Raw genomic sequence first — 18,549 nt, 5'->3', positions numbered from 1 at the left:
ATGATAATAAGAATATAAAATTCAGTTCTCCATAAGATAAAAAACAATCTATATTTAAATATCTCACTTTAATTAAATTTGAGGTTAATCTTTCAGGAACTTAACTATAGTAGGATTAGAGTAGCCATTATTCAAAAGTTGGTTAGCATAGAAATAATACATCCACTGTAAAAGCCAATATCCCATACAATCAAAGCAATCTTCATTTTGATTTTACCTAGTACTTTCAGCCTTCTCCCAAAATGGCTTTGCCTTTCCAGACAATATGTTATATACCCCGACCCATTGTGCAGTTACTGTGACGCAATAATAATAGATTAATGTCAAATATTTATTATTTGTTTTAGTAATTACTCTAACTAGTGCCAAAAAATAAAACATCACCTGTCCAACAAACGCAAAAGTATATGGCCAGAATTCCTTTATCAAAAAAGCACTTGATATAAATAGTATTAAATGTGAAATCCACAATAAATATCTACATGTTCTATGTCCAAAGTAAAAATAAGAAAACCACTTATACTTAAATATATTAAGTATTCTTACGTCAGGTAAAATGTGTTTTAGAATAATTCTATTCATCCTTACTTTGCGACCAAACTCATCTTCTATTATTTCGCCAGCCTTCTCATAAGCTATAGCATCATGATTAGCAATTGCTCTATTACCTTGAAGTGCATACAATGGAGGCATTGCGCTATCATGACATTGAATCGGATCAAAGTCATAGTAATCTTTCGTCCTACAAGCATATAATGCCCCATTGCCAGCAGTTATTGTTTGTATTTTCCCCTCTATTTCACGGATTGCTAAATCACTATCCCAATAACTTGCTTCGGCACTGCTTATATCACTTGATTCATGATTTATAATGGAAAGTCTACCCGAAACATATGCAATATCTTCAGAAGTAAAGGCCGCCATAAGTTCTTTAACAGAATTTTGATCCATAATTGAATTTGCATCAGTCATTACTAAGAACTCTGTTGATACAATTTTTTGTGCTTCATTTTGCGCATTTGTTTTTCCTTTACGAGCCTTAACCTCATAAAGTCGCATATTTTGATATTGGTATTCATTTATGAACTCTTTAACAATTTGATTGGTTTTATCTGTGCTATTATCTGAAGCTATCAAGAATTCAATTTTATCATGAGGGTAATTTAACTCTATAATGTTATTAAGTTTTTCTAACATTACTTTTTCTTCATTATGAGCAACTACCATAACCGTTACTGTAGGTTGATGACTATAGTCTTTTTCAAGCTTTCGGTTCTTATAAAAGTTTCCGATTATTTTTAAAGATACAGGATATCCAACCATTGCCCAAACAATAATAAATCCACTTATATAAAATAGAATTTTATAGGATAATTCCATATATTTTCTCCCTCAAATTATTTACTATCAATCTATCTTACGCGCTGGAACACCTACATATGTTCCAGATTCAGTTATATCCTTAACCACTACAGCACCTGCACCCACATTACAACTGTTAGTGATGTTAATGTTATTGCTTACTATACTACCAATACCTAACCACGATCCATGCCCCACTTTCACTGTACCAGCTAAATGCGCACCTGGTGATATATGAACAAAATCTTCAATTATATTGTCATGATCTACCGTGGCTCCAGTATTGATAATGCATCCCTTTCCAATTCTCGTGCAGCAATTAATCACTACTCCAGCCATTATGACTGTACCGGATGCTAACTCAACTTGTTCACCAATAACAGCGCTGGGATGAATTAAAGAAGGTATGCTTGCATCTTCAGCTTCAAGCTTCCTTTGCACCTTTTCACGTGTGCAATTATCACCAATACCCACAAAAATATCGTAATTCTGTAGATGATTAAACACATCTGTTGATTTACCAATCACTTCTATTCCCATTGATGACTTAATATTTTCGTTATCATCTAAAAAAGCAATGCTTTTCCATTTATTCATTTTAATCGCAATGTCAGCAATAACTTTTCCGTGGCCACTTGCACCGATTATAAGAAGATTATTTTTCATAGTGTCATTCTTTCCTTATTATTAGTTCCCTTGAATGGCTCCATCGTTTCAGCAGCTTCTGAATTTATACCTTCCCTGACAAATACCTTTTTAATAGTTAGATAAATAATCTTCCAATCTTCAATGAAGCTTACATTATCTACATACTCAACATCGAGATTGAATTTTTCTTCCCAACTAATAGCATTTCTACCGTTAACCTGCGCCAAACCGGACAATCCAGGTCTAACCTCATGGCGACGCTTTTGATGCTCATTGTAGAGTGGCAGATACTGCACCAGCAAGGGTCGAGGACCCACTATCGACATATCTCCTTTAAGAATATTAAAAAGTTCCGGAAGTTCATCGAGGGATGTAGAACGCAGTAACCTTCCAAACTTCGTCAACCTAACACTATCAGGAAGCAACCCACCATTTTCATCTCTCTCATCCGTCATTGTTCTAAACTTATACATCATAAAAATCTTCTCATTCATCCCTGGTCTTTTTTGTTGAAACAAAATTGGACTCCCTAGCTTTACTCTTACAAGGATGGCAACTATCAAAAGGACCGGACTGAGAACAATAATAGCGATCAAAGATAGTATGAAATCCATCGATCTTTTTATAAATCTTCTATAAATATCACCCTTAGAAAGTTTCATTACCTTTCCCACAATCCTTTAATAATTTCAACAACTCTCTCCAAATCTTCATCTGTTAACTTTGTATCAGAAGGCAAGCAAATACCATTTTCAAACAATCTCTCAGAAACATTCGTTCCAACAAAGTCATACTTCTCAAAAAACGGCTGCATATGCATTGGCTTCCATACCGGTCTTGACTCTATGTTTTCTTTTTCAAGAGCTTCCATAATATCTATCGGTCTAACATTACCATTCAAAGTCATAGAACTTAACCAATAATTCGGTTTATCCCACTCATTGCTAGGCATGAACTCTACACCGTCAAGTTCACCAAGTTCTCTCTTATAAAACTCAAAGATATAGTTTTTCTTATCGACTCTCTGATCTAATACTTTAAGCTGCCCTCTGCCAATCCCTGCAACTACATTGCTCATCCGGTAGTTATATCCTAATTCACTATGTTGATAGTGCCTTGCTTGGTCCCTACTTTGAGTGGCCCAAAATCTTGTCTTAGCAATACGTTCTTCATTATTGGAAACCAACATCCCACCACCAGAAGTAGTGATAATCTTATTCCCATTAAAAGAAAAAACTCCATAATCACCGAAGGTTCCAGTATGTCTTCCTTTATAGTAAGCACCTAGGCTTTCAGCAGCGTCTTCTATTACCGTTACCTTATGCTTATTACAAATCTCCATAATCTTATCCATGTCTGCTGAAAGTCCGTAAAGATGCACTACAATTACTGCTTTCACTTCAGGATATTTCTCAAACGCTTCTTCCAAAGCTTTAGGGCACATATTCCAAGTCTCATAATCACTATCTATAAAAACAGGAATAGCATTTTGATAGATTACCGGGTTGACAGTTGCAGAGAATGTTAATGTAGGACAAAATACAATATCCCCTGCTTCAACTCCTGCTGCTTTAAGCGCTAAATGGATAGCCGCTGTGCCTGAAGAAAGTGCTGCAGCCGCTTCACTTCCTACCTTATTTGCCAATTCTATTTCAAATTGATTCACGTTTTCCCCAAGAGGAGCAATCCAATTAGTATCAAAAGCTTCCTTTATATATTCCATTTCATAACCTTCATCACTCATATGTGGTGATGCGAGGAATAATCTATCCTTCATTATTTAAAACTTCCTTCCTACAATAAGTCACTTTATACAGAATTTTACATCAAGTTATTTCTTCATCTAGCCACTATTCAAATAGGGTAAAAATAGGGGGATAGAGTATCCAAGGAAAATGGAAGTAAAGGTATCCTTCTTGAATGTTTCACCTTGAATAAAATATATGATTGATATTTGATGAAAACTTGAGCCTACGCATTAATCTTTTCTGAAGAATAATCCTTAACCATTTGTTCTAAAAACTCTACTAACTCATCTTTAATTTCTTCGTTCTGAAGAGCAAACTCTAATGTCGTTTTCACAAATCCATATTTCTCTCCAACGTCATAACGTTTCCCTTCAAAGTCATATGCAAAAACTTGCTGCATTTGATTTAACTTTTGAATCGCATCCGTTAACTGAATTTCACCGCCAGCGCCCGTTTCTTGCTGGTCAAGCAAACTGAAGATTTCAGGGGTAAGAATATACCTTCCCATTATGGCTAAATTGGAAGGAGCTGTTCCTATGGCTGGTTTTTCTACAAAGTTTTCAACTTGATAAAGTCGGCCATCTTGAAAAGCAGGATCTATTATCCCATAGCGATTGGTTTCTTCCTTAGGCACAGTTTGAACTCCAATAATTGAATGGTTTGTTTCCTCAAACTGATTAATCAACTGCTTTAAGCAAGGAGTCTCACTTTGGACAATATCATCACCTAAAAGTACGGCAAATGGTTCGTCCCCAATGAATTTACGTGCACACCATACAGCGTGGCCTAATCCTTTTGGTTCCTTCTGTCTAATATAATGGATATTAGCAAGGTTGGTGGAGTATTGTACCTTATTGAGCAGGTCCATTTTCCCTTTTTCCATTAGGTTTTGTTCGAGTTCTGGAGCATAATCAAAATGATCCTCAATCGCACGTTTACCTTTTCCAGTTACGATGATTATATCTTCGATTCCTGATGCAACAGCTTCCTCCACTATGTACTGGATCGTTGGTTTATCAACGATTGGCAGCATCTCTTTTGGCATAGCTTTTGTGGCAGGCAAAAAACGAGTACCCAACCCTGCTGCAGGAATGATTGCTTTTGTGATTTTCTTCACTTATTAGTCCTCCTTACCCTACTGCTATTTTACTGCTAAGAAAGTTTTGTTCTTTCTTCGATTAGCTAAATTTATCACGAAATCTTTCAGTTCCATTATGGAAAAATCATCATAGGAGTTTAAAAGATACTGTATCTCTTCTTCCTGTTCCAGTACCGCTTTTCCTATAAAAATCTTAGGGAACACAGCTTCACTATGAACCTCTTTCTCCCCTAATAGTTCTTCATACATCTTCTCACCAGGTCTGATTCCAGAATATTCAATTCCAATTTCTTCAATTGAATAACCTGATAACTGAATAAGATTTGTCGCTAATTCTACAATTTTAACAGGTTCACCCATATCAAGAACAAAGATCTCCCCACCTCTAGCCAAGGAACTTGCCTGAATGACTAATCTGGATGCTTCAGGTATTGTCATAAAATACCTTGTCATGTCTGGATGTGTGACCGTTACTGGTCCACCGGCCTGGATTTGCCTTTTAAATAAAGGAATGACACTTCCTCTGCTTCCTAATACATTTCCGAAGCGAACTGCGACAAATTTTGTTGTGCTATTTTTTGCTAACTGCTGGATGATCATTTCAGCTATACGCTTGGTTGATCCCATGACGTTTGTTGGGTTAACGGCTTTATCGGATGAAATCATCACAAATGCACCTACACCAAAAGTATCTGCCGCTTCTGCAACATTCTTTGTACCAAAAACGTTATTCTTAACTGCTTCACGTGGATTATATTCCATAAGCGGTACATGTTTATGTGCAGCCGCATGATAAACAACGTCAGGTCGGTAGGTTTCCATCACTTCAAAAATTCTATCCCGGTCTTGAATATCTGCGATGACAGGAATGATTTCTATTTGATTTGCATATAACTTTTTCAGTTCCATATCAATCTGATAAATGCTATTTTCTCCATGACCTAAGAGAATAAGTTTGCCAGGTGAGAACCTGCATATTTGACGGCAAATCTCCGAACCAATTGAGCCTCCAGACCCAGTAACGAGGATGGTCTTGCCTGTTACATATTCAGATATACTGGTTATATCCAATTCGACGGGGTCTCTCCCTAGAAGATCTTCGACTTCCACTTCTTTAAACTGATTAACATTTACTTTCCCTACCATAATATCTTCAATCATCGGCATGATTTGTGTTTTGGCATTCGTTTTTACACATTCATCAAAGATGACCTTCAATTCTTTCTTACTTAATGAAGGAATTGCAATGACAATATTATCTATATGGTATTTTTCCACCATTTCAGGGATATGTTTAGAGTTACCAACAACAGGTATTCCTAAGATGTCTAACTTATTTTTCTTCGGATCATCATCAATGAATGCTACTGGTTTAAGCTCCGTACCATGATTATTAAGAAGTTGACGTACAACCATGGTTCCTGCCGATCCTGCGCCAATAACCAATGTGTTCCTGGTTTCATTTTGATTATGTATCAAGCGGTCACGCAGCATTCGCCATGAAAAACGGGAACCGCCAATAAGGATGACATGCATCATCCAGGTTAATGCCATGGCTCTTACATAAACATCTTGAAAAACAATTACTTGGATGGCGATAACAGTGATAACCGATAAGCTTACTGCTTTTACAATGGACAGTAACTCCCCAATACTCGCATATTCCCAGGCCTTCTTATACAGTTTATAAATAGAAGCAAAAAAATGATGGCTAATTAATAGTGAGACAGATGTGACCAAGAGCGTTGGTAATTTAAATATATTTAAATACGGATACAAGAATAAATAACTTACATAAATGGCCGATAATACTATTAAGGAATCTAAAAGCGCCAGCAGTGTTAGTCGTTTTCGGTAGGCCAACCTCATTTCCCCCTTTAATAAAATGTCGATATACTTCCTATTAAATACAGTATTAATGCATTGTATTTTTTTCACATGATATTAATTTTTAATATCATGATGAATGGTGCTGTCCATTCCCCTTTTAAATGCCCTTATTGATCCTAATGACCATTTTTTTTTGCTGTTTGAACTAGGAACTTTCCAATTAGAGGTGGTCTATCCCTCTCCTATATAAGTAGTTCCAGCAACAAATAACCTAAAACTTTATATGGAGACAAATTCTTTTATGATGTGTAGGCCCCATAATTATCTTTATTCTTAGAAGATTCCAAATATTTTCCTTTTAAATAGTATTGGTTTATCAATTAAAGGACTTTGTCCCTTTATTAGCAGTTCAGCGTTTTCTTTGAAATAAAATGCCCGTTCGATTCCATATGCTTTTGTAATAGTTTCATAGGCTTCTTGTAACGTGAATCCTCTAGAGCCTATATTATGGGCATCTGTTGCAATGAAATGAGCCAGATTATGTTCGATTATTTTTTTTGAAAAAGATTGGATGCTTTTACCGAAGTTTCCGGTAATGCTGCCAGAGGTAAGTTGAGTTAACGCTCCCTCCTGGACCAGTTCAAATAATAGTTTACGATTCTCGATCAATTCCTTATTTCTCTCCGGATGTACGATAATCGGTGTGATTCCTTTAAGCAGCAGCTCATAAATCACTTCTTGTGTGTATGCAGGAACCTTACCCGAAGGGAGCTCTAGCAATAAATATGTACCATTATCATCCAGCGTTAGGATCTCTTCTTTTTCTAGTGAAGTAAATATGTCCCGGTGGATTCTTACTTCTTGTCCGAAATGAATGGTTAGAGGAATATTGTCTTGTTGTAAACTCTCATTTAACCTCACTGTATGGTCAATGATGTCACTCTTCACATTTACATATTTCCCATTTAAGTGATGCGGCGTGGCAAATAAATGGGTGATCCCTGCTTCCGCTGCTTTTTTTGCCATAATCAAGCTTTCCTTCATGTCCGCGGATCCATCATCAACTCCTGGGAGAATGTGACAATGTATATCAATCAAATTACACACACTTCCTTTTAACGAATTAGGATAATAGGCTTAACACTAAGAAAATAGATAGGAATTAATACCCTGGATAATCGTAGCATATTAAACTGCCATTAAACAGGGTGTTATTTTGTCGAATTTTGTCTTATTTTCTTTAAGATTGATAGTAATAATAATTGCTGTTATCTGTTTCAACGCCATTCAAAACGACTCCAAGCAAGGATGTATTAGCTTTCACTAAAAGCTCCTTTGCTTTCACTGCACTTTGTTTGTTTGTCTTGCCGCTCGACACTACCATGATCACGCCATCACATTTATTGGCTACAATCTGGGAATCAGGCACTACTAGAACGGGAGGTGTATCAAAAATGATATAATCATACATTTGTTTCAGTTCTTCAATGGCTGTTTCGATCGCTTTTGAATTTAATAATTCCGATGGGTTAGGCGGTATTGTACCGCTTGTTAGAATTTCCAGATTAGGAACATTTGTTTTCAAAAGTGCTTTTTCTAGGCTCATTTTCTTGGTAAGGACACTCGTAAGCCCCTCTATATTACTAAGACTAAAGGCATAATGAACGGATGGTTTCCTTAAGTCAGCATCCACAAGCACAACTTTTTTCTCTTCCTGTGCCAGCACGATCGCGAGGTTTGCAGCTGTGGTCGATTTCCCATCATTAGGCTCTGCTGAAGTTACCACAATGGTTTGTATGTCTTTGTCCACTGAGGAAAATTGAATATTCGTTCTAATTAATCGATATTGTTCAGTGATAGGTGACTTAGGATTAGTCTGTGCAATCAAATTCACCTGTTTTTTATCTTTACTTCTCAAAAATCCCGCATCCTTCCATATACTTCTTTTCTGGGTTAGCCTTAACTATGCACTTATGAAATCTTTTGAATCGATCCAAGGATGGGTAACTCCAGGAGTTTCTCAATATCATCCTCGTCCTTGATCGTATTGTCCAAATACTCAAGGAGGAATGCCAAACCGACACCAGCCATCAATCCGACCACCAAAGCTATGGCGATATTCAATACTGGATTAGGTTTTACAGGAGCAGGATTGTCCTTTAATTCTGCCTTGGCAAGAATGCTAACATTATCGACGTTCATTATATCCTTGATTTCCTTTTGGAAAGTTGCAGAAACAGTGTTAGCTATTTCTACTGCTTTAGTAGGATTACTATCTTGAACAGTTAATGAGAAGACTTGCGAATTTTGTTGGCTGTTAATCGTGATTTTCTCGCTAAGTTGGTCTACGCTTTGGTCTAGTTCAAGCTCATCAATGACCTTCTCCAAAATGGCAGGGCTTTTTATGATCACACTGTATGTATTGATCATGTCGATATTAGATCGGATTTGAGTAGAATCCAATTGGTTCTCCGATTGTTTCTGATTAACGAGAATCTGGGTTGAAGTTTGGTAAACGGGTGTTAATACAAAATAAGAAATCGTTCCGCTAATCAAAGCGGCAATTAATGTCAGCAGCATGATCAGCTTCCAACGCTTCTTTAATGTTTTAAAAATATCTTTAATACTAATAGTTTCTTCCATTTCATCCTCCTGGTATGTTAAAAATGACCTATTCCATTATAGCATAATATTACCTATATTTATGTATTATAAGGAAATTTACATGAAACTTACAAACTACTTTTTCAATGCAAAAGTAGTTTATTTACTAAATTTACCAATATTATATACATATAGGCCGTTTTTCTGAATATTCTGACCCGAATTTCATTAAATCTAAGTATACACCACATCCCAATCTTGCTTAGATGATTTTTAGGTTTTGCAAAATTTCTTGAAATGTACCTAACTAAATGCCTACCAAAACAGGAAAATCCGTTTATTCATATAATTGCTCCGAGTATTTTAGTACCTAGTTATCATTAAAAAGGGAGAAAAAATGTGTAAACTGAAAGTAATAGTTTAAAAAAATCATTTATAACTTTCATTTTAATGGTTAGGTGTGGTCAATATGATAGGTTACCGAGTTAAGTCGCTTAGGGAAGAAAGGAAAATGTCCATTAGTGAACTCTCCACAAAATCCGGCGTTGCCAAATCCTATATAAGCTCACTGGAAAGAAACCTTCAAACAAACCCTACTATTTTAGTTTTGGAAAAAATCGCTAGAATCCTTTGTATAAAGGTTGATGCTCTGCTTTATGAACAAGCAGACAAAGGCATGGATGAAGAGTGGATGGCAATCATGCAGGATGTTATGGGGTCGGGGATATCGAAAGAGGAAATGCGCGAATTCATTCTAGATAGAAAGTGATGTCTCATTAATTAATAGGAATTCATTCCGATTCGAAAACTATAAAAGGGGGAAAAGTGGATATAGCCGCTTTTCTCCCTTTTACTTTCTACAACTTAAAATATTCCTGCAAAACCTCGAACCATATATAATGCCCTTGGTCATTGGGATGGATGTTATCATTAGTCAGTATATCAGCCAATCTCAAATTCTTTTTCTTTAGCTTCTTTTCAATTCCCTCTTTGCTATTCATATAAGTCCATTTATTCGTTTTGATGACCTTCTCAGAAGCTTGAATATAGTCCAAATAATTCAGCCCTAAACTATTCTCCGTTTTACCATTTGCGACTGGGTTTGGTGAAATGATTAAAATCTTTGCATTCGGCAGCTCTTTTTGCAACTTTGTCATGATGTTTTTCAAATCTTTTTCCGTCTGTTCCAAGCTAAGTGATTGATAATGATTGTTTATCAGCGAATTTTCAAAAATAACCAGATCGGGATCATCTTGTATGACCGCTTCAATTTTCTTACCTTTCAGCAAATCCTCTGTTGAATACCCCTCATGTCCATGATTAATAAAACGTAGTGTTTCTAACTCATCACGATCAGCGCGCAGGCTCTTCTCTAAGCGCCCTGCCCAACTATTGGAAGCATTACTCGCACCGGTTCCTGTAGTACCATTACTCCCCACTAAGGATACAGTAACCCTATCTTGCGTAAGCGACTTATAATGGAGGTAATCGATTAACGGCTGCTGCTCATTATTTTCCGGTTTTAGCCTTTGTACCAAAGCTTCTCTATCTTCTTTTTCCTTTTCTTTTACTTTTGCTTCAGCTTCTCTAGCCTCTACACCTGCTGCCTGACTTAAGTTCTTCCAATGCAGATGGCCAAAAATCAGAACTGCCAAGCAAATTCCAGCGATAATGATTAAACCATATTTCCTCATCTTTACCTCCCATAGTACTGCCACCTAAACTCTATTTCACTATCTTCCGATTATTTTTCTGTCATTTATTATAGCTATCGAAATTGCACCGATAAAGAATATTCTTCCAATTTATTCCGACATCACTCGACATGGGTATTATATTTATGCTCAAAAAAGTCCAGCATTCCTGCTGGATACAAATCACTTAACCAAATTCAATACTTCTAAAAGTTTACCATCTGAATTGTAGTTAAAAGTGACCGTCTTATCATCATGAATGTGATAGCTTAAACCAAAAAACTCCCCGCCATCTGGAAATCTTTCTATAAAATCATCGAGTTGTTCGGAATTTAGTTTAACAACCATAGGTTTCTTCCTACTATTTTGAGAATCTTCTACCGTCTCCATTAAAGTCTCTGTAAGTCTACCCATAATTAACTCCTTTAATCTCTCATTTCCCCATTGATAATAAACCTTATAAATGGTAAATAAAAGGTCCTTAATTAAAATTTCACATTAATGATAAAAACTCTTAACAACTCTCCCAAACGCCCGACAATTTTACCATAATTACCAAGTGGGTTAATTAATTTCCATTGGAATTGCACGGTAAAGATAGGATTTTACAACTACGTTTGTTTCATGCAAAGTTAACTCCGCTCTTCAGAAGGGTTCTGTAGAGGCAGGAACTTGATCTAATGGCATTTTGATAATAAGAGATTCAGACCGTTACTGGCAATGGACTTAGTAATAGCTAACTTTTTGTCACCTCTTAACACCTTCATATATAGAGTTAATATCCATCACCTAAAAAAAACCATTTCCTTCTCATAAGTCTATCTCCTTATTTATTTACATAAATATAACATTTTTATTAATTTTTACAAATTAAATTTTGTGTTTTCTGAATATAAAGTGACCTCCATCCTAATTTTTTATTTCTATTATCATTTTACAGACTAACTATTAGTAAATATTACTTAGATATAATGTGATCACTTATTTTCTATTTCTAATCTTTATAGATTGTTTTCTATAACTCTAGTAAAATGAGAATGATAATTACTATCAATTAAGGAGAATAAACTATTATGGGTGTACCTTTGTTAAAAGAAGAACTTCCGGTTGCCACTAAAATCTGGACGCGTGATTTTGTGATGATATTCTTAGCTAACTTCTTTGTTTTTTTATCCTTTCAAATGACTTCCCCAACCCTTCCGCTCTTTGTAAAAGAGCTTGGCGGAAATGAACGGTATATTGGGTTAGTTGCTGGCATGTTTTTATTTTCCGCTCTGATTGTCCGCCCCTTTGCCGGACATGCATTGGAAACAAAAGGAAGACGTTTTGTTTTCCTGTTCGGTCTAGCCTTTTTGGCTGTAGCTATAGGCTCGTTTGGATTTATGATGAGTATTTTCCTTCTATGTGCAATGAGGATTGTCCAAGGGATTGGCTGGGGATATACGACTACTGCATCAGGTACGATTGCCTCCGATATTATTCCAGCAAAGCGTCGGGGTGAGGGAATGGGATACTTCACTTTATCGGGTAATTTGGCGATGGCTTTTGGTCCGTCATTTGGACTTTTCTTAGCGGATGTTTTAACCTTTCAACATTTGTTTTTATTTTGCGGTGCATTAAGCCTGGCAGCTTGGATCATGGCTTCAACAATTATCTATAAAAAAGTAGATCATCCTTCTGCTCCCGCTAAAACTTATAGGTTTGACATTTATGAAAAAAGCGCTGTTGCACCGTCCATTCTTGTTTTTTTCATTACGGTATCTTTTGGCGGGATTGCTACCTTCTTACCGCTTTATACTATCGAAAAAGGTCTGTCAGGTATTCAAGGATATTTTTTTCTTTACGCTTTAGCTCTTATTTTCACACGAATGTTCGCTGGAAAAATCTATGATCAAAAAGGACATCAAGCTGTCTTCATTCCAGCTACTCTTTTTATCGTAGCGGCGATGCTATTGCTAGCCTGGATGCCAAGTAACATGATTCTGTATATGGCAGCTATTTTTTATGGCATCGGATTCGGGGCTGTCCAACCGGCTCTTCAAGCGTGGTCTTTTGAAAACGCTGCCCGAAATCGAAAGGGCATGGCCAATGCCACTTTCTATTCCTTCTTTGATCTTGGAATCGGCTGCGGTGCCATCCTCTTCGGACAAATCGGCTATCTGTTTGGGTATATTAGCATTTACATAATGGCAGCTGTCTCTGTGGGGATTTCACTATTGGCTTACCTATGGATTTTGAGAAAAAAATAATGATATATACGGATTATATTATCCTATAAACATCTACTTTCGTTGTAGCCCACACACTTGCTGATCGTTTATAAAGGAAAGTTAGGCCGTTCGATTTGAGCGGCTTTTTTGATTTATAGGGAGAGTTGGACGAAATCAGTCAATAGCCTTGAATCGATTTTTTAATTCAATGTAAAGTATGTAATGGTTTTATTTGATTTAAGTAATGATATTGTATTCCAGGTTGGTTTCGCCTTTTTTTGTTGTATGATAGAAAAAAAAAGGAGTTTTGGGAATGCTTATTCTGCAGTATATTGGAAATTTTTTTTCATTCATGCAAAAGGATATACCAGAAACTCATGTCAAATGCCATGTTTGTGCCGGAACAGGCGCCTACGATATTTATACTGATTGTCTTACCTGTAATGCAAAAGGATTAATAAGTAAAGTTGAATATAATAGGAGGCTTGAAGAAGGTGAAATTTAAAGTATTTCGTGTAGGACGATATTGCAAATTAGATGAAACAACAGATGATCAAAGAAGCAATATTCGCTATTGCTTCTTTTTTTTGACCCAAAACGGTACAGCCCCCAGTACTTAGTATGGGGGCTGTTCTTGTTTCACTTTTTAACCGTGACTTTTCTTGATTCACTTACGTTTTTCGCTTTGTCTTTGGCATAGGTATATAGGTTTTTCCCGGCTTTTTGCTTGGGGATTTTAACCGAGAATGCACCTTTATTCGTTGCTGTGGCAGAGCCGATCACTTTTCCTGATTCTTTGATGGAGACAGTGGAGTTGGCTTCTGCTTTGCCTGTTACTTTTGTCGTTTTTGTCGTTACTGTGTTGACCGTAGGTTTACTTGGTGCTGTTTTGTCTGCGACGGTCACTGTTTTGACTGAGCTTGTATTTCCTGCTTTATCGGTTGCTGTAACGGATAGGACTTTTCCTGCTTTTTGTTTCTTTGATATCGTTACGGTGAAATTCCCGCTGCTATTGGAATTTGCTTTACCAAGGACCGTACTGCCATTTTTGACAATGACATTAGTGCTCGCTTCCGCTTTCCCCGTTACTTTTACGGTATTGTCTCCTACCGTGTTTACTGACGGTTTTAAGGGAGCCGTTTTATCTACCACTTTAAATGAAACGGGTATACTTTTATTTCCCGATTTATCGATGACCCTCGTAGAGATGTTCGTGCCGGCTGTTTGTTTCGCGATGGTCGCTGTAAACGACTTTTCACCGTTGATCTTAACTGTCGCGAGTTGTTTTTTATCGGTATAAATGGAGACGGTCCCCGTTTTGAAATCAGTTGGGATTTTCCCATTGATCTTGGTGTCCCTATCGGAAATCGCGGTCACGGCCGGTTTGGTCAGCGTCTTCATTTCCAGTGCTTTTTTGGCATTGAGCCGCCCGTTTCCATAGTAAATGTCTTTCCCTTTTGCACCGAGGTCCACGGCCGAATCATAGAGGCGGTATTCGACCTCAGATTTGTTGAGCTTGGGCTCATATGACCAAATCAGTGCTGCTACACCGGTCACCATCGGCGTGGCCATCGATGTTCCGCTCATCCAGCCGTATTTACCATTCGGCAAGGTTGAAAAGATATCATCTCCAGGTGCTGCAATATCCACTGTTGAATGATAGTTGGAATAACTGGCACGCTTGTCCCTTGAGTCAGTGGCGGCAACCGAAATGACATGGCTGTATGCAGCTGGATACACACGCTGTACATTTTTCCCCATATCACCTTCATTCCCGGCAGCTGCGACAATCAGGACGCCTTTTTTATAGGCTTCTTGGACGGCCTTGTCCAACGCCTCCGAATAACTGGTGTCACCCAGGCTCATATTGATGATGTTAGCCTTCTGCTGTACGGCAAAATGAATGGCTTCAATGATATCGGCCGTATTGGCATATTCGCCATCAAAAACATTGATCGGCATGAGTTTTACGTTAGGCGCAACACCCGTTCCGCCTATGCCGTTGTTCGCAGAACCTGCAATGATGCCTGCGATATGCGTACCATGCTCGCCTTTTGGGACGATATTCTTCCTATTGCGTACCGTATCATAGGCATTGACGATTTTCCCTTTTAAATCACCGTGGTTACGATCGATCCCATCGTCAATAATGGCTACGATCATTTCTTTCGAGCCCATGGTTTTTGTCCATGCTGCATTCGTTCCGAGCGTTTTATGATGCCACTGGTCTTTATAGGCAGGGTCGTTCGGACTATCCATCTTCTTGAAAAGATAGTTTGGCTCTGCATATTCCACATTCTTCTGTTCTTCAAGTTTCTCGATAACGTTGTCGGTTGTTTCCCCTTTAGGGACCTCGACCTTTTCTATCAAGTCATTGATCGGCTCATCATTCGTCTCTTTATATTTGACGATGACACCATCGGATTGCGGGATTTCTTCTGCAGATGCAGCAACCGGTTGGCAGATTGGCAGAATCATAAACAGCAATAGAACCGGCAGTAAGGCCTGAATAAGTTTGTGCATGAAATCACTCCAATAAAATATGATTAAGAATAGCTATGGATGAGGTTTTGAACATGAACCCATTCTACTATTATTCCTAACTAGATTGTATACCGAGTGATTTGGTTTTACTAACCTTTTTATCTAGTAAATTTACATATTTTCCAAAAGAAAAAAACCGCTAAGCGGTTTCAAAAGTGGTTCTATCTAAATGATTAAAACAAAGTTGATTGGAACGGAAGGTACCAGACTCCTACAGGAATACGCGTCCAAGGGAGACCCCGCAGGCGCAAAGGCGCCGAGGGCGGACCTCCCGCGGAAAGCGAGTGCCCTACGTTCCAATCAACGGTCAAATTTTAAAAGCCTCAAAAGGCAAACTCAATTATTAACGAGTTTGCCTACAGTGTATAAAGCGGTTTAATGTCCTCCTAAATAGGCATTCTTGATTTCTTCGCTTGCGGTCAGTTCCTCAGATTTGCCCGATAGGACAATTCGGCCGGTTTCAACAACATAGGCTCTGTCCGCGATGGATAGGGCCAGGTTGGCATTTTGTTCGACCAGCAGAATCGTTGTACCTGTATTATTGATTTCTTCGATGATATGAAAGATTTGCTTCACCAATAATGGGGCGAGTCCCATGGATGGCTCGTCCAACAGCAGAAGCCGGGGCTTGGCCATGAGTGCCCTGCCCATTGCGAGCATTTGCTGTTCCCCGCCGGAAAGGGTTCCGGATTGCTGTTTCAGGCGCTCAAGCAAACGCGGGAATAATTCATAGACTTTCTCCATGTCCTGCTTGATGCCAGCCTTATCTTTGCGTAAATAGGCACCAAGCTGAAGGTTCTCTTCAACGGTCATATTAGCAAATACACGCCGGCCTTCAGGTACATGGGAAATACCCATTTTCACAATGGATTGTGCGGCCTTTCCGCCGATGGATAGCCCTTCATACATGATTTTCCCCTGTTTTGGTTTTAACAGTCCGGAAATGGTTTTCAGCATCGTGCTTTTCCCCGCTCCGTTTGCCCCGATCAGGGTAACGATTTCACCTTCATTAATAGAAAGCGAGATTCCTTTCAAGGCTTGAATGTTTCCATAATAGACGTTGATGTCCTCGATTTTTAACATTATGAAACCTCCTCGCCCAGATAGGCCTCGATGACTTTTGGATTGTTACGGATTTCCTCTGGCTTACCTTGAGCAATCAGCTGTCCGTGATCGAGTACATATATGCGTTCGCAAACACCCATGACGAGCGGCATATCATGTTCTATCAATAATACGGTCAAATCAAATTTCTCACGGATGAGGGCAATCAGGTTCATGAGCTCGTGCGTTTCCTGAGGGTTCATTCCCGCTGCCGGTTCATCCAGCAAAAGCAGTTTCGGGTTGGCTGCAAGTGCACGGGCAATTTCCAAACGTCTTTGTTTGCCATATGGCAGGTTCTTCGCCTTTTCATCCATATATTGATCAAGGTTGAAAATCTTCAGGAACTCAATCGCCTTTTCATTCATTTCCTTTTCGCCTTTAAAATGGATCGGCATTCGGAAGATCGAGCTTAAAATGCTATGCTTCGAAAGGGAATGATAGGCCACCTTTACATTATCGATCACGGATAGTTCACTGAATAAGCGAATGTTCTGGAATGTCCGGCTGATGCCTTTTTGCGTAATTTTATATGGAGGCTTTTTTCTCAAGTCCTCCCCTTCTAAAGAAATCGTTCCCTCCGTCGGGACGTATACCCCTGTCAGTAAGTTGAAAAAAGTCGTTTTTCCGGCTCCGTTCGGTCCAATCAAGCCAACCAATTCCCCAGGGTACAGCTCGACGTTAACATCGGAAACGGCTTTTAGCCCCCCGAACTGGATGCCGACCGAATCGACTTTAAGCAGCGGTGTTTTTATTTCCATGGCTGCTGCCTCCTTTACGTTTGAACATGGATGTTATTTCTTTTGTCCCCATTAAACCTTGTGGACGATAGATCATCATGACGATTAGCACAAGACTGTAAATGATCATTCGCGTTTCAGGATAATCCTGGAGGAAAGTCGTGACCACAGTCAGTAAGATGGCCGCCAATACGGCTCCTGAAAGACTTCCAAGGCCGCCAAGTACAACTAAGATCAAGATATCGAATGATTTTAGGAATCCGAAGTTGGATGGCTGGATGATGTAGAAGTTATGAGCGTAAAGCCCGCCAGCAATTCCGGCGAAAAAGGCCCCGATCGCAAACGCGACAACTTTGTAATAGGTCGTATTGATCCCCATCGAATCGGCAGCCGTCTCGTCCTCACGGATCGATATGCAGGCTCTGCCATGTGTCGAACTTGTGAAATTCCTGATGACGATGATCGTAACGATAACGGAGGCGAATACCCAAGGCCAAGTGGTCAAATGGGATACCTGCATCCCGCTTGCCCCGCCAACATAATCGATATTCAAAAGCACGATCCGGACAATTTCCCCAAAACCAAGTGTTGCTATCGCCAAGTAGTCACCTTTTAAACGTAAGCTTGGGATTCCGATGATTAATCCTGCCAACGCTGCCGCCAAACCGCCCACAATCAATGCTGCAACAAAAGGCATTTCCAGCTTCATGGTCATTACGGCTGAAGCATAGGCACCGACTGCCAGGAATCCAGCATGTCCAATGGAAAACTGCCCTGTTATCCCGATGATCAAGTGAAGGCTCGCTGCCAGAATGATATTGATTCCGATGAACATGAGCGTATTTTGATAAAAAGGATTTAGCGATCCGCCGCCGATTAACACTTGAACTACGGCGAAAAAGATCAATGATAGTAAAATCGAGAGCCAAAAACCTTTTGCTCGCTTAAATGTAGTCATTGCTTTGTCTC

Annotated in this window: 18 protein-coding genes; 3 read left to right on the top strand and 15 right to left on the bottom strand. The window is 38.7% G+C overall.

Annotation, left to right across the window (positions count from 1 at the left end; translation table 11 throughout):
- Positions 1-213: 213 nt before the first annotated feature.
- From ACQKKK_RS01895 to ACQKKK_RS01855, 9 genes are all read right to left on the bottom strand, one after another.
- Positions 214-1,380: a glycosyltransferase family 2 protein gene (locus ACQKKK_RS01895; protein WP_427613662.1), complete on the bottom strand. Its 1,167-nt coding sequence runs from the start codon at positions 1,378-1,380 to the stop codon at positions 214-216.
- Positions 1,381-1,407: 27 nt separating this feature from the next.
- Complete coding sequence (locus ACQKKK_RS01890) at positions 1,408-2,028, bottom strand: acetyltransferase (protein ID WP_427613661.1); 621 nt, start codon at positions 2,026-2,028, stop codon at positions 1,408-1,410.
- The gene (locus ACQKKK_RS01885; protein WP_427613659.1) at positions 2,025-2,672 is read right to left on the bottom strand and encodes a sugar transferase; all 648 of its coding nucleotides are present in this window, start codon (positions 2,670-2,672) and stop codon (positions 2,025-2,027) included. The genes ACQKKK_RS01890 and ACQKKK_RS01885 overlap by 4 nt, the downstream gene beginning before the upstream one ends.
- Positions 2,672-3,787, bottom strand: a complete 1,116-nt coding sequence (locus tag ACQKKK_RS01880) for a DegT/DnrJ/EryC1/StrS family aminotransferase (RefSeq protein WP_427613658.1) — start codon at positions 3,785-3,787, stop codon at positions 2,672-2,674. Before ACQKKK_RS01880 ends, ACQKKK_RS01885 begins: the two co-directional genes overlap by 1 nt.
- Before the next feature lie 194 nt (positions 3,788-3,981).
- Entirely contained in the window at positions 3,982-4,875 is an 894-nt protein-coding gene (gene galU / locus ACQKKK_RS01875; RefSeq protein WP_427613656.1) for a UTP--glucose-1-phosphate uridylyltransferase GalU, read from the bottom strand.
- A 24-nt stretch (positions 4,876-4,899) separates the two neighbouring features.
- Complete coding sequence (locus tag ACQKKK_RS01870) at positions 4,900-6,720, bottom strand: polysaccharide biosynthesis protein (protein WP_427613655.1); 1,821 nt, start codon at positions 6,718-6,720, stop codon at positions 4,900-4,902.
- A gap of 300 nt (positions 6,721-7,020) precedes the next feature.
- A complete protein-coding gene (locus ACQKKK_RS01865) occupies positions 7,021-7,794 on the bottom strand; it encodes a tyrosine-protein phosphatase (RefSeq protein WP_427613653.1) in 774 nt (257 codons plus the stop codon).
- 133 nt (positions 7,795-7,927) lie between these two features.
- Positions 7,928-8,605, bottom strand: a complete 678-nt coding sequence (locus ACQKKK_RS01860; RefSeq protein ID WP_427613652.1) for a CpsD/CapB family tyrosine-protein kinase — start codon at positions 8,603-8,605, stop codon at positions 7,928-7,930.
- Between the two features lie 53 nt (positions 8,606-8,658).
- Positions 8,659-9,330: a YveK family protein gene (locus tag ACQKKK_RS01855; RefSeq protein WP_427613650.1), complete on the bottom strand. Its 672-nt coding sequence runs from the start codon at positions 9,328-9,330 to the stop codon at positions 8,659-8,661.
- Positions 9,331-9,760: 430 nt separating this feature from the next.
- Between ACQKKK_RS01855 and ACQKKK_RS01850 the strand changes: the two genes are divergently transcribed.
- Entirely contained in the window at positions 9,761-10,060 is a 300-nt protein-coding gene (locus ACQKKK_RS01850) for a helix-turn-helix domain-containing protein (RefSeq protein WP_427613648.1), read from the top strand.
- 88 nt (positions 10,061-10,148) lie between these two features.
- On the opposite strand, the gene ACQKKK_RS01845 is transcribed toward ACQKKK_RS01850, so the two are convergent.
- Both ACQKKK_RS01845 and ACQKKK_RS01840 read right to left on the bottom strand, forming a co-directional pair.
- The gene (locus ACQKKK_RS01845) at positions 10,149-10,985 is read right to left on the bottom strand and encodes an SGNH/GDSL hydrolase family protein (RefSeq protein ID WP_427613647.1); all 837 of its coding nucleotides are present in this window, start codon (positions 10,983-10,985) and stop codon (positions 10,149-10,151) included.
- Positions 10,986-11,168: 183 nt separating this feature from the next.
- Entirely contained in the window at positions 11,169-11,399 is a 231-nt protein-coding gene (locus ACQKKK_RS01840) for a hypothetical protein (protein ID WP_427613645.1), read from the bottom strand.
- Positions 11,400-12,058: 659 nt separating this feature from the next.
- Between ACQKKK_RS01840 and ACQKKK_RS01835 the strand changes: the two genes are divergently transcribed.
- Positions 12,059-13,234 (top strand): MFS transporter, encoded by a 1,176-nt coding sequence (locus ACQKKK_RS01835; protein ID WP_427613644.1) that lies wholly within the window; start codon positions 12,059-12,061, stop codon positions 13,232-13,234.
- A 600-nt stretch (positions 13,235-13,834) separates the two neighbouring features.
- Here the strand turns inward: ACQKKK_RS01835 and ACQKKK_RS01830 are convergent.
- Positions 13,835-15,718, bottom strand: a complete 1,884-nt coding sequence (locus tag ACQKKK_RS01830; RefSeq protein ID WP_427613643.1) for a S8 family serine peptidase — start codon at positions 15,716-15,718, stop codon at positions 13,835-13,837.
- Between the two features lie 190 nt (positions 15,719-15,908).
- Between ACQKKK_RS01830 and ACQKKK_RS01825 the strand changes: the two genes are divergently transcribed.
- Complete coding sequence (locus tag ACQKKK_RS01825) at positions 15,909-16,118, top strand: hypothetical protein (RefSeq protein ID WP_427613642.1); 210 nt, start codon at positions 15,909-15,911, stop codon at positions 16,116-16,118.
- Here ACQKKK_RS01825 and ACQKKK_RS01820 read toward each other — a convergent pair.
- Genes ACQKKK_RS01820 through ACQKKK_RS01810 form a run of 3 tightly spaced genes read right to left on the bottom strand, consistent with a single transcriptional unit; the run spans position 16,115 to position 18,538 of the window.
- Positions 16,115-16,822 (bottom strand): ABC transporter ATP-binding protein, encoded by a 708-nt coding sequence (locus ACQKKK_RS01820; protein ID WP_427613641.1) that lies wholly within the window; start codon positions 16,820-16,822, stop codon positions 16,115-16,117. The genes ACQKKK_RS01825 and ACQKKK_RS01820 overlap by 4 nt on opposite strands.
- Complete coding sequence (locus tag ACQKKK_RS01815; protein ID WP_427613639.1) at positions 16,822-17,601, bottom strand: ABC transporter ATP-binding protein; 780 nt, start codon at positions 17,599-17,601, stop codon at positions 16,822-16,824. The genes ACQKKK_RS01820 and ACQKKK_RS01815 overlap by 1 nt, the downstream gene beginning before the upstream one ends.
- A complete protein-coding gene (locus tag ACQKKK_RS01810; protein ID WP_427613638.1) occupies positions 17,576-18,538 on the bottom strand; it encodes a branched-chain amino acid ABC transporter permease in 963 nt (320 codons plus the stop codon). Before ACQKKK_RS01810 ends, ACQKKK_RS01815 begins: the two co-directional genes overlap by 26 nt.
- Between the last annotated feature and the right edge of the window lie 11 nt (positions 18,539-18,549).

The sequence above is a fragment of the Peribacillus sp. NPDC006672 genome (assembly GCF_050274955.1).
GTDB lineage: Bacteria > Bacillota > Bacilli > Bacillales > DSM-1321 > Peribacillus.
The sequence above is the reverse complement of the archived record's forward strand: the minus strand, read 5'-3'. Positions and strand labels throughout refer to the sequence as shown.

What these genes read in the sequence shown, in the direction of transcription:
- ACQKKK_RS01830 (WP_427613643.1), bottom strand. Translation starts at nt 15,718, where the DNA reads ATGCACAAACTTATTCAGGCCTTACTGCCGGTTCTATTGCTGTTTATG.
- ACQKKK_RS01845 (WP_427613647.1), bottom strand. Translation starts at nt 10,985, where the DNA reads ATGAGGAAATATGGTTTAATCATTATCGCTGGAATTTGCTTGGCAGTT.
- ACQKKK_RS01890 (WP_427613661.1), bottom strand. Translation starts at nt 2,028, where the DNA reads ATGAAAAATAATCTTCTTATAATCGGTGCAAGTGGCCACGGAAAAGTT.
- ACQKKK_RS01810 (WP_427613638.1), bottom strand. Translation starts at nt 18,538, where the DNA reads ATGACTACATTTAAGCGAGCAAAAGGTTTTTGGCTCTCGATTTTACTA.
- ACQKKK_RS01880 (WP_427613658.1), bottom strand. Translation starts at nt 3,787, where the DNA reads ATGAAGGATAGATTATTCCTCGCATCACCACATATGAGTGATGAAGGT.
- ACQKKK_RS01885 (WP_427613659.1), bottom strand. Translation starts at nt 2,672, where the DNA reads ATGAAACTTTCTAAGGGTGATATTTATAGAAGATTTATAAAAAGATCG.
- ACQKKK_RS01850 (WP_427613648.1), top strand. Translation starts at nt 9,761, where the DNA reads ATGATAGGTTACCGAGTTAAGTCGCTTAGGGAAGAAAGGAAAATGTCC.
- ACQKKK_RS01895 (WP_427613662.1), bottom strand. Translation starts at nt 1,380, where the DNA reads ATGGAATTATCCTATAAAATTCTATTTTATATAAGTGGATTTATTATT.
- ACQKKK_RS01825 (WP_427613642.1), top strand. Translation starts at nt 15,909, where the DNA reads ATGATTAAAACAAAGTTGATTGGAACGGAAGGTACCAGACTCCTACAG.
- ACQKKK_RS01815 (WP_427613639.1), bottom strand. Translation starts at nt 17,601, where the DNA reads ATGGAAATAAAAACACCGCTGCTTAAAGTCGATTCGGTCGGCATCCAG.
- ACQKKK_RS01820 (WP_427613641.1), bottom strand. Translation starts at nt 16,822, where the DNA reads ATGTTAAAAATCGAGGACATCAACGTCTATTATGGAAACATTCAAGCC.
- ACQKKK_RS01855 (WP_427613650.1), bottom strand. Translation starts at nt 9,330, where the DNA reads ATGGAAGAAACTATTAGTATTAAAGATATTTTTAAAACATTAAAGAAG.
- ACQKKK_RS01840 (WP_427613645.1), bottom strand. Translation starts at nt 11,399, where the DNA reads ATGGGTAGACTTACAGAGACTTTAATGGAGACGGTAGAAGATTCTCAA.
- ACQKKK_RS01835 (WP_427613644.1), top strand. Translation starts at nt 12,059, where the DNA reads ATGGGTGTACCTTTGTTAAAAGAAGAACTTCCGGTTGCCACTAAAATC.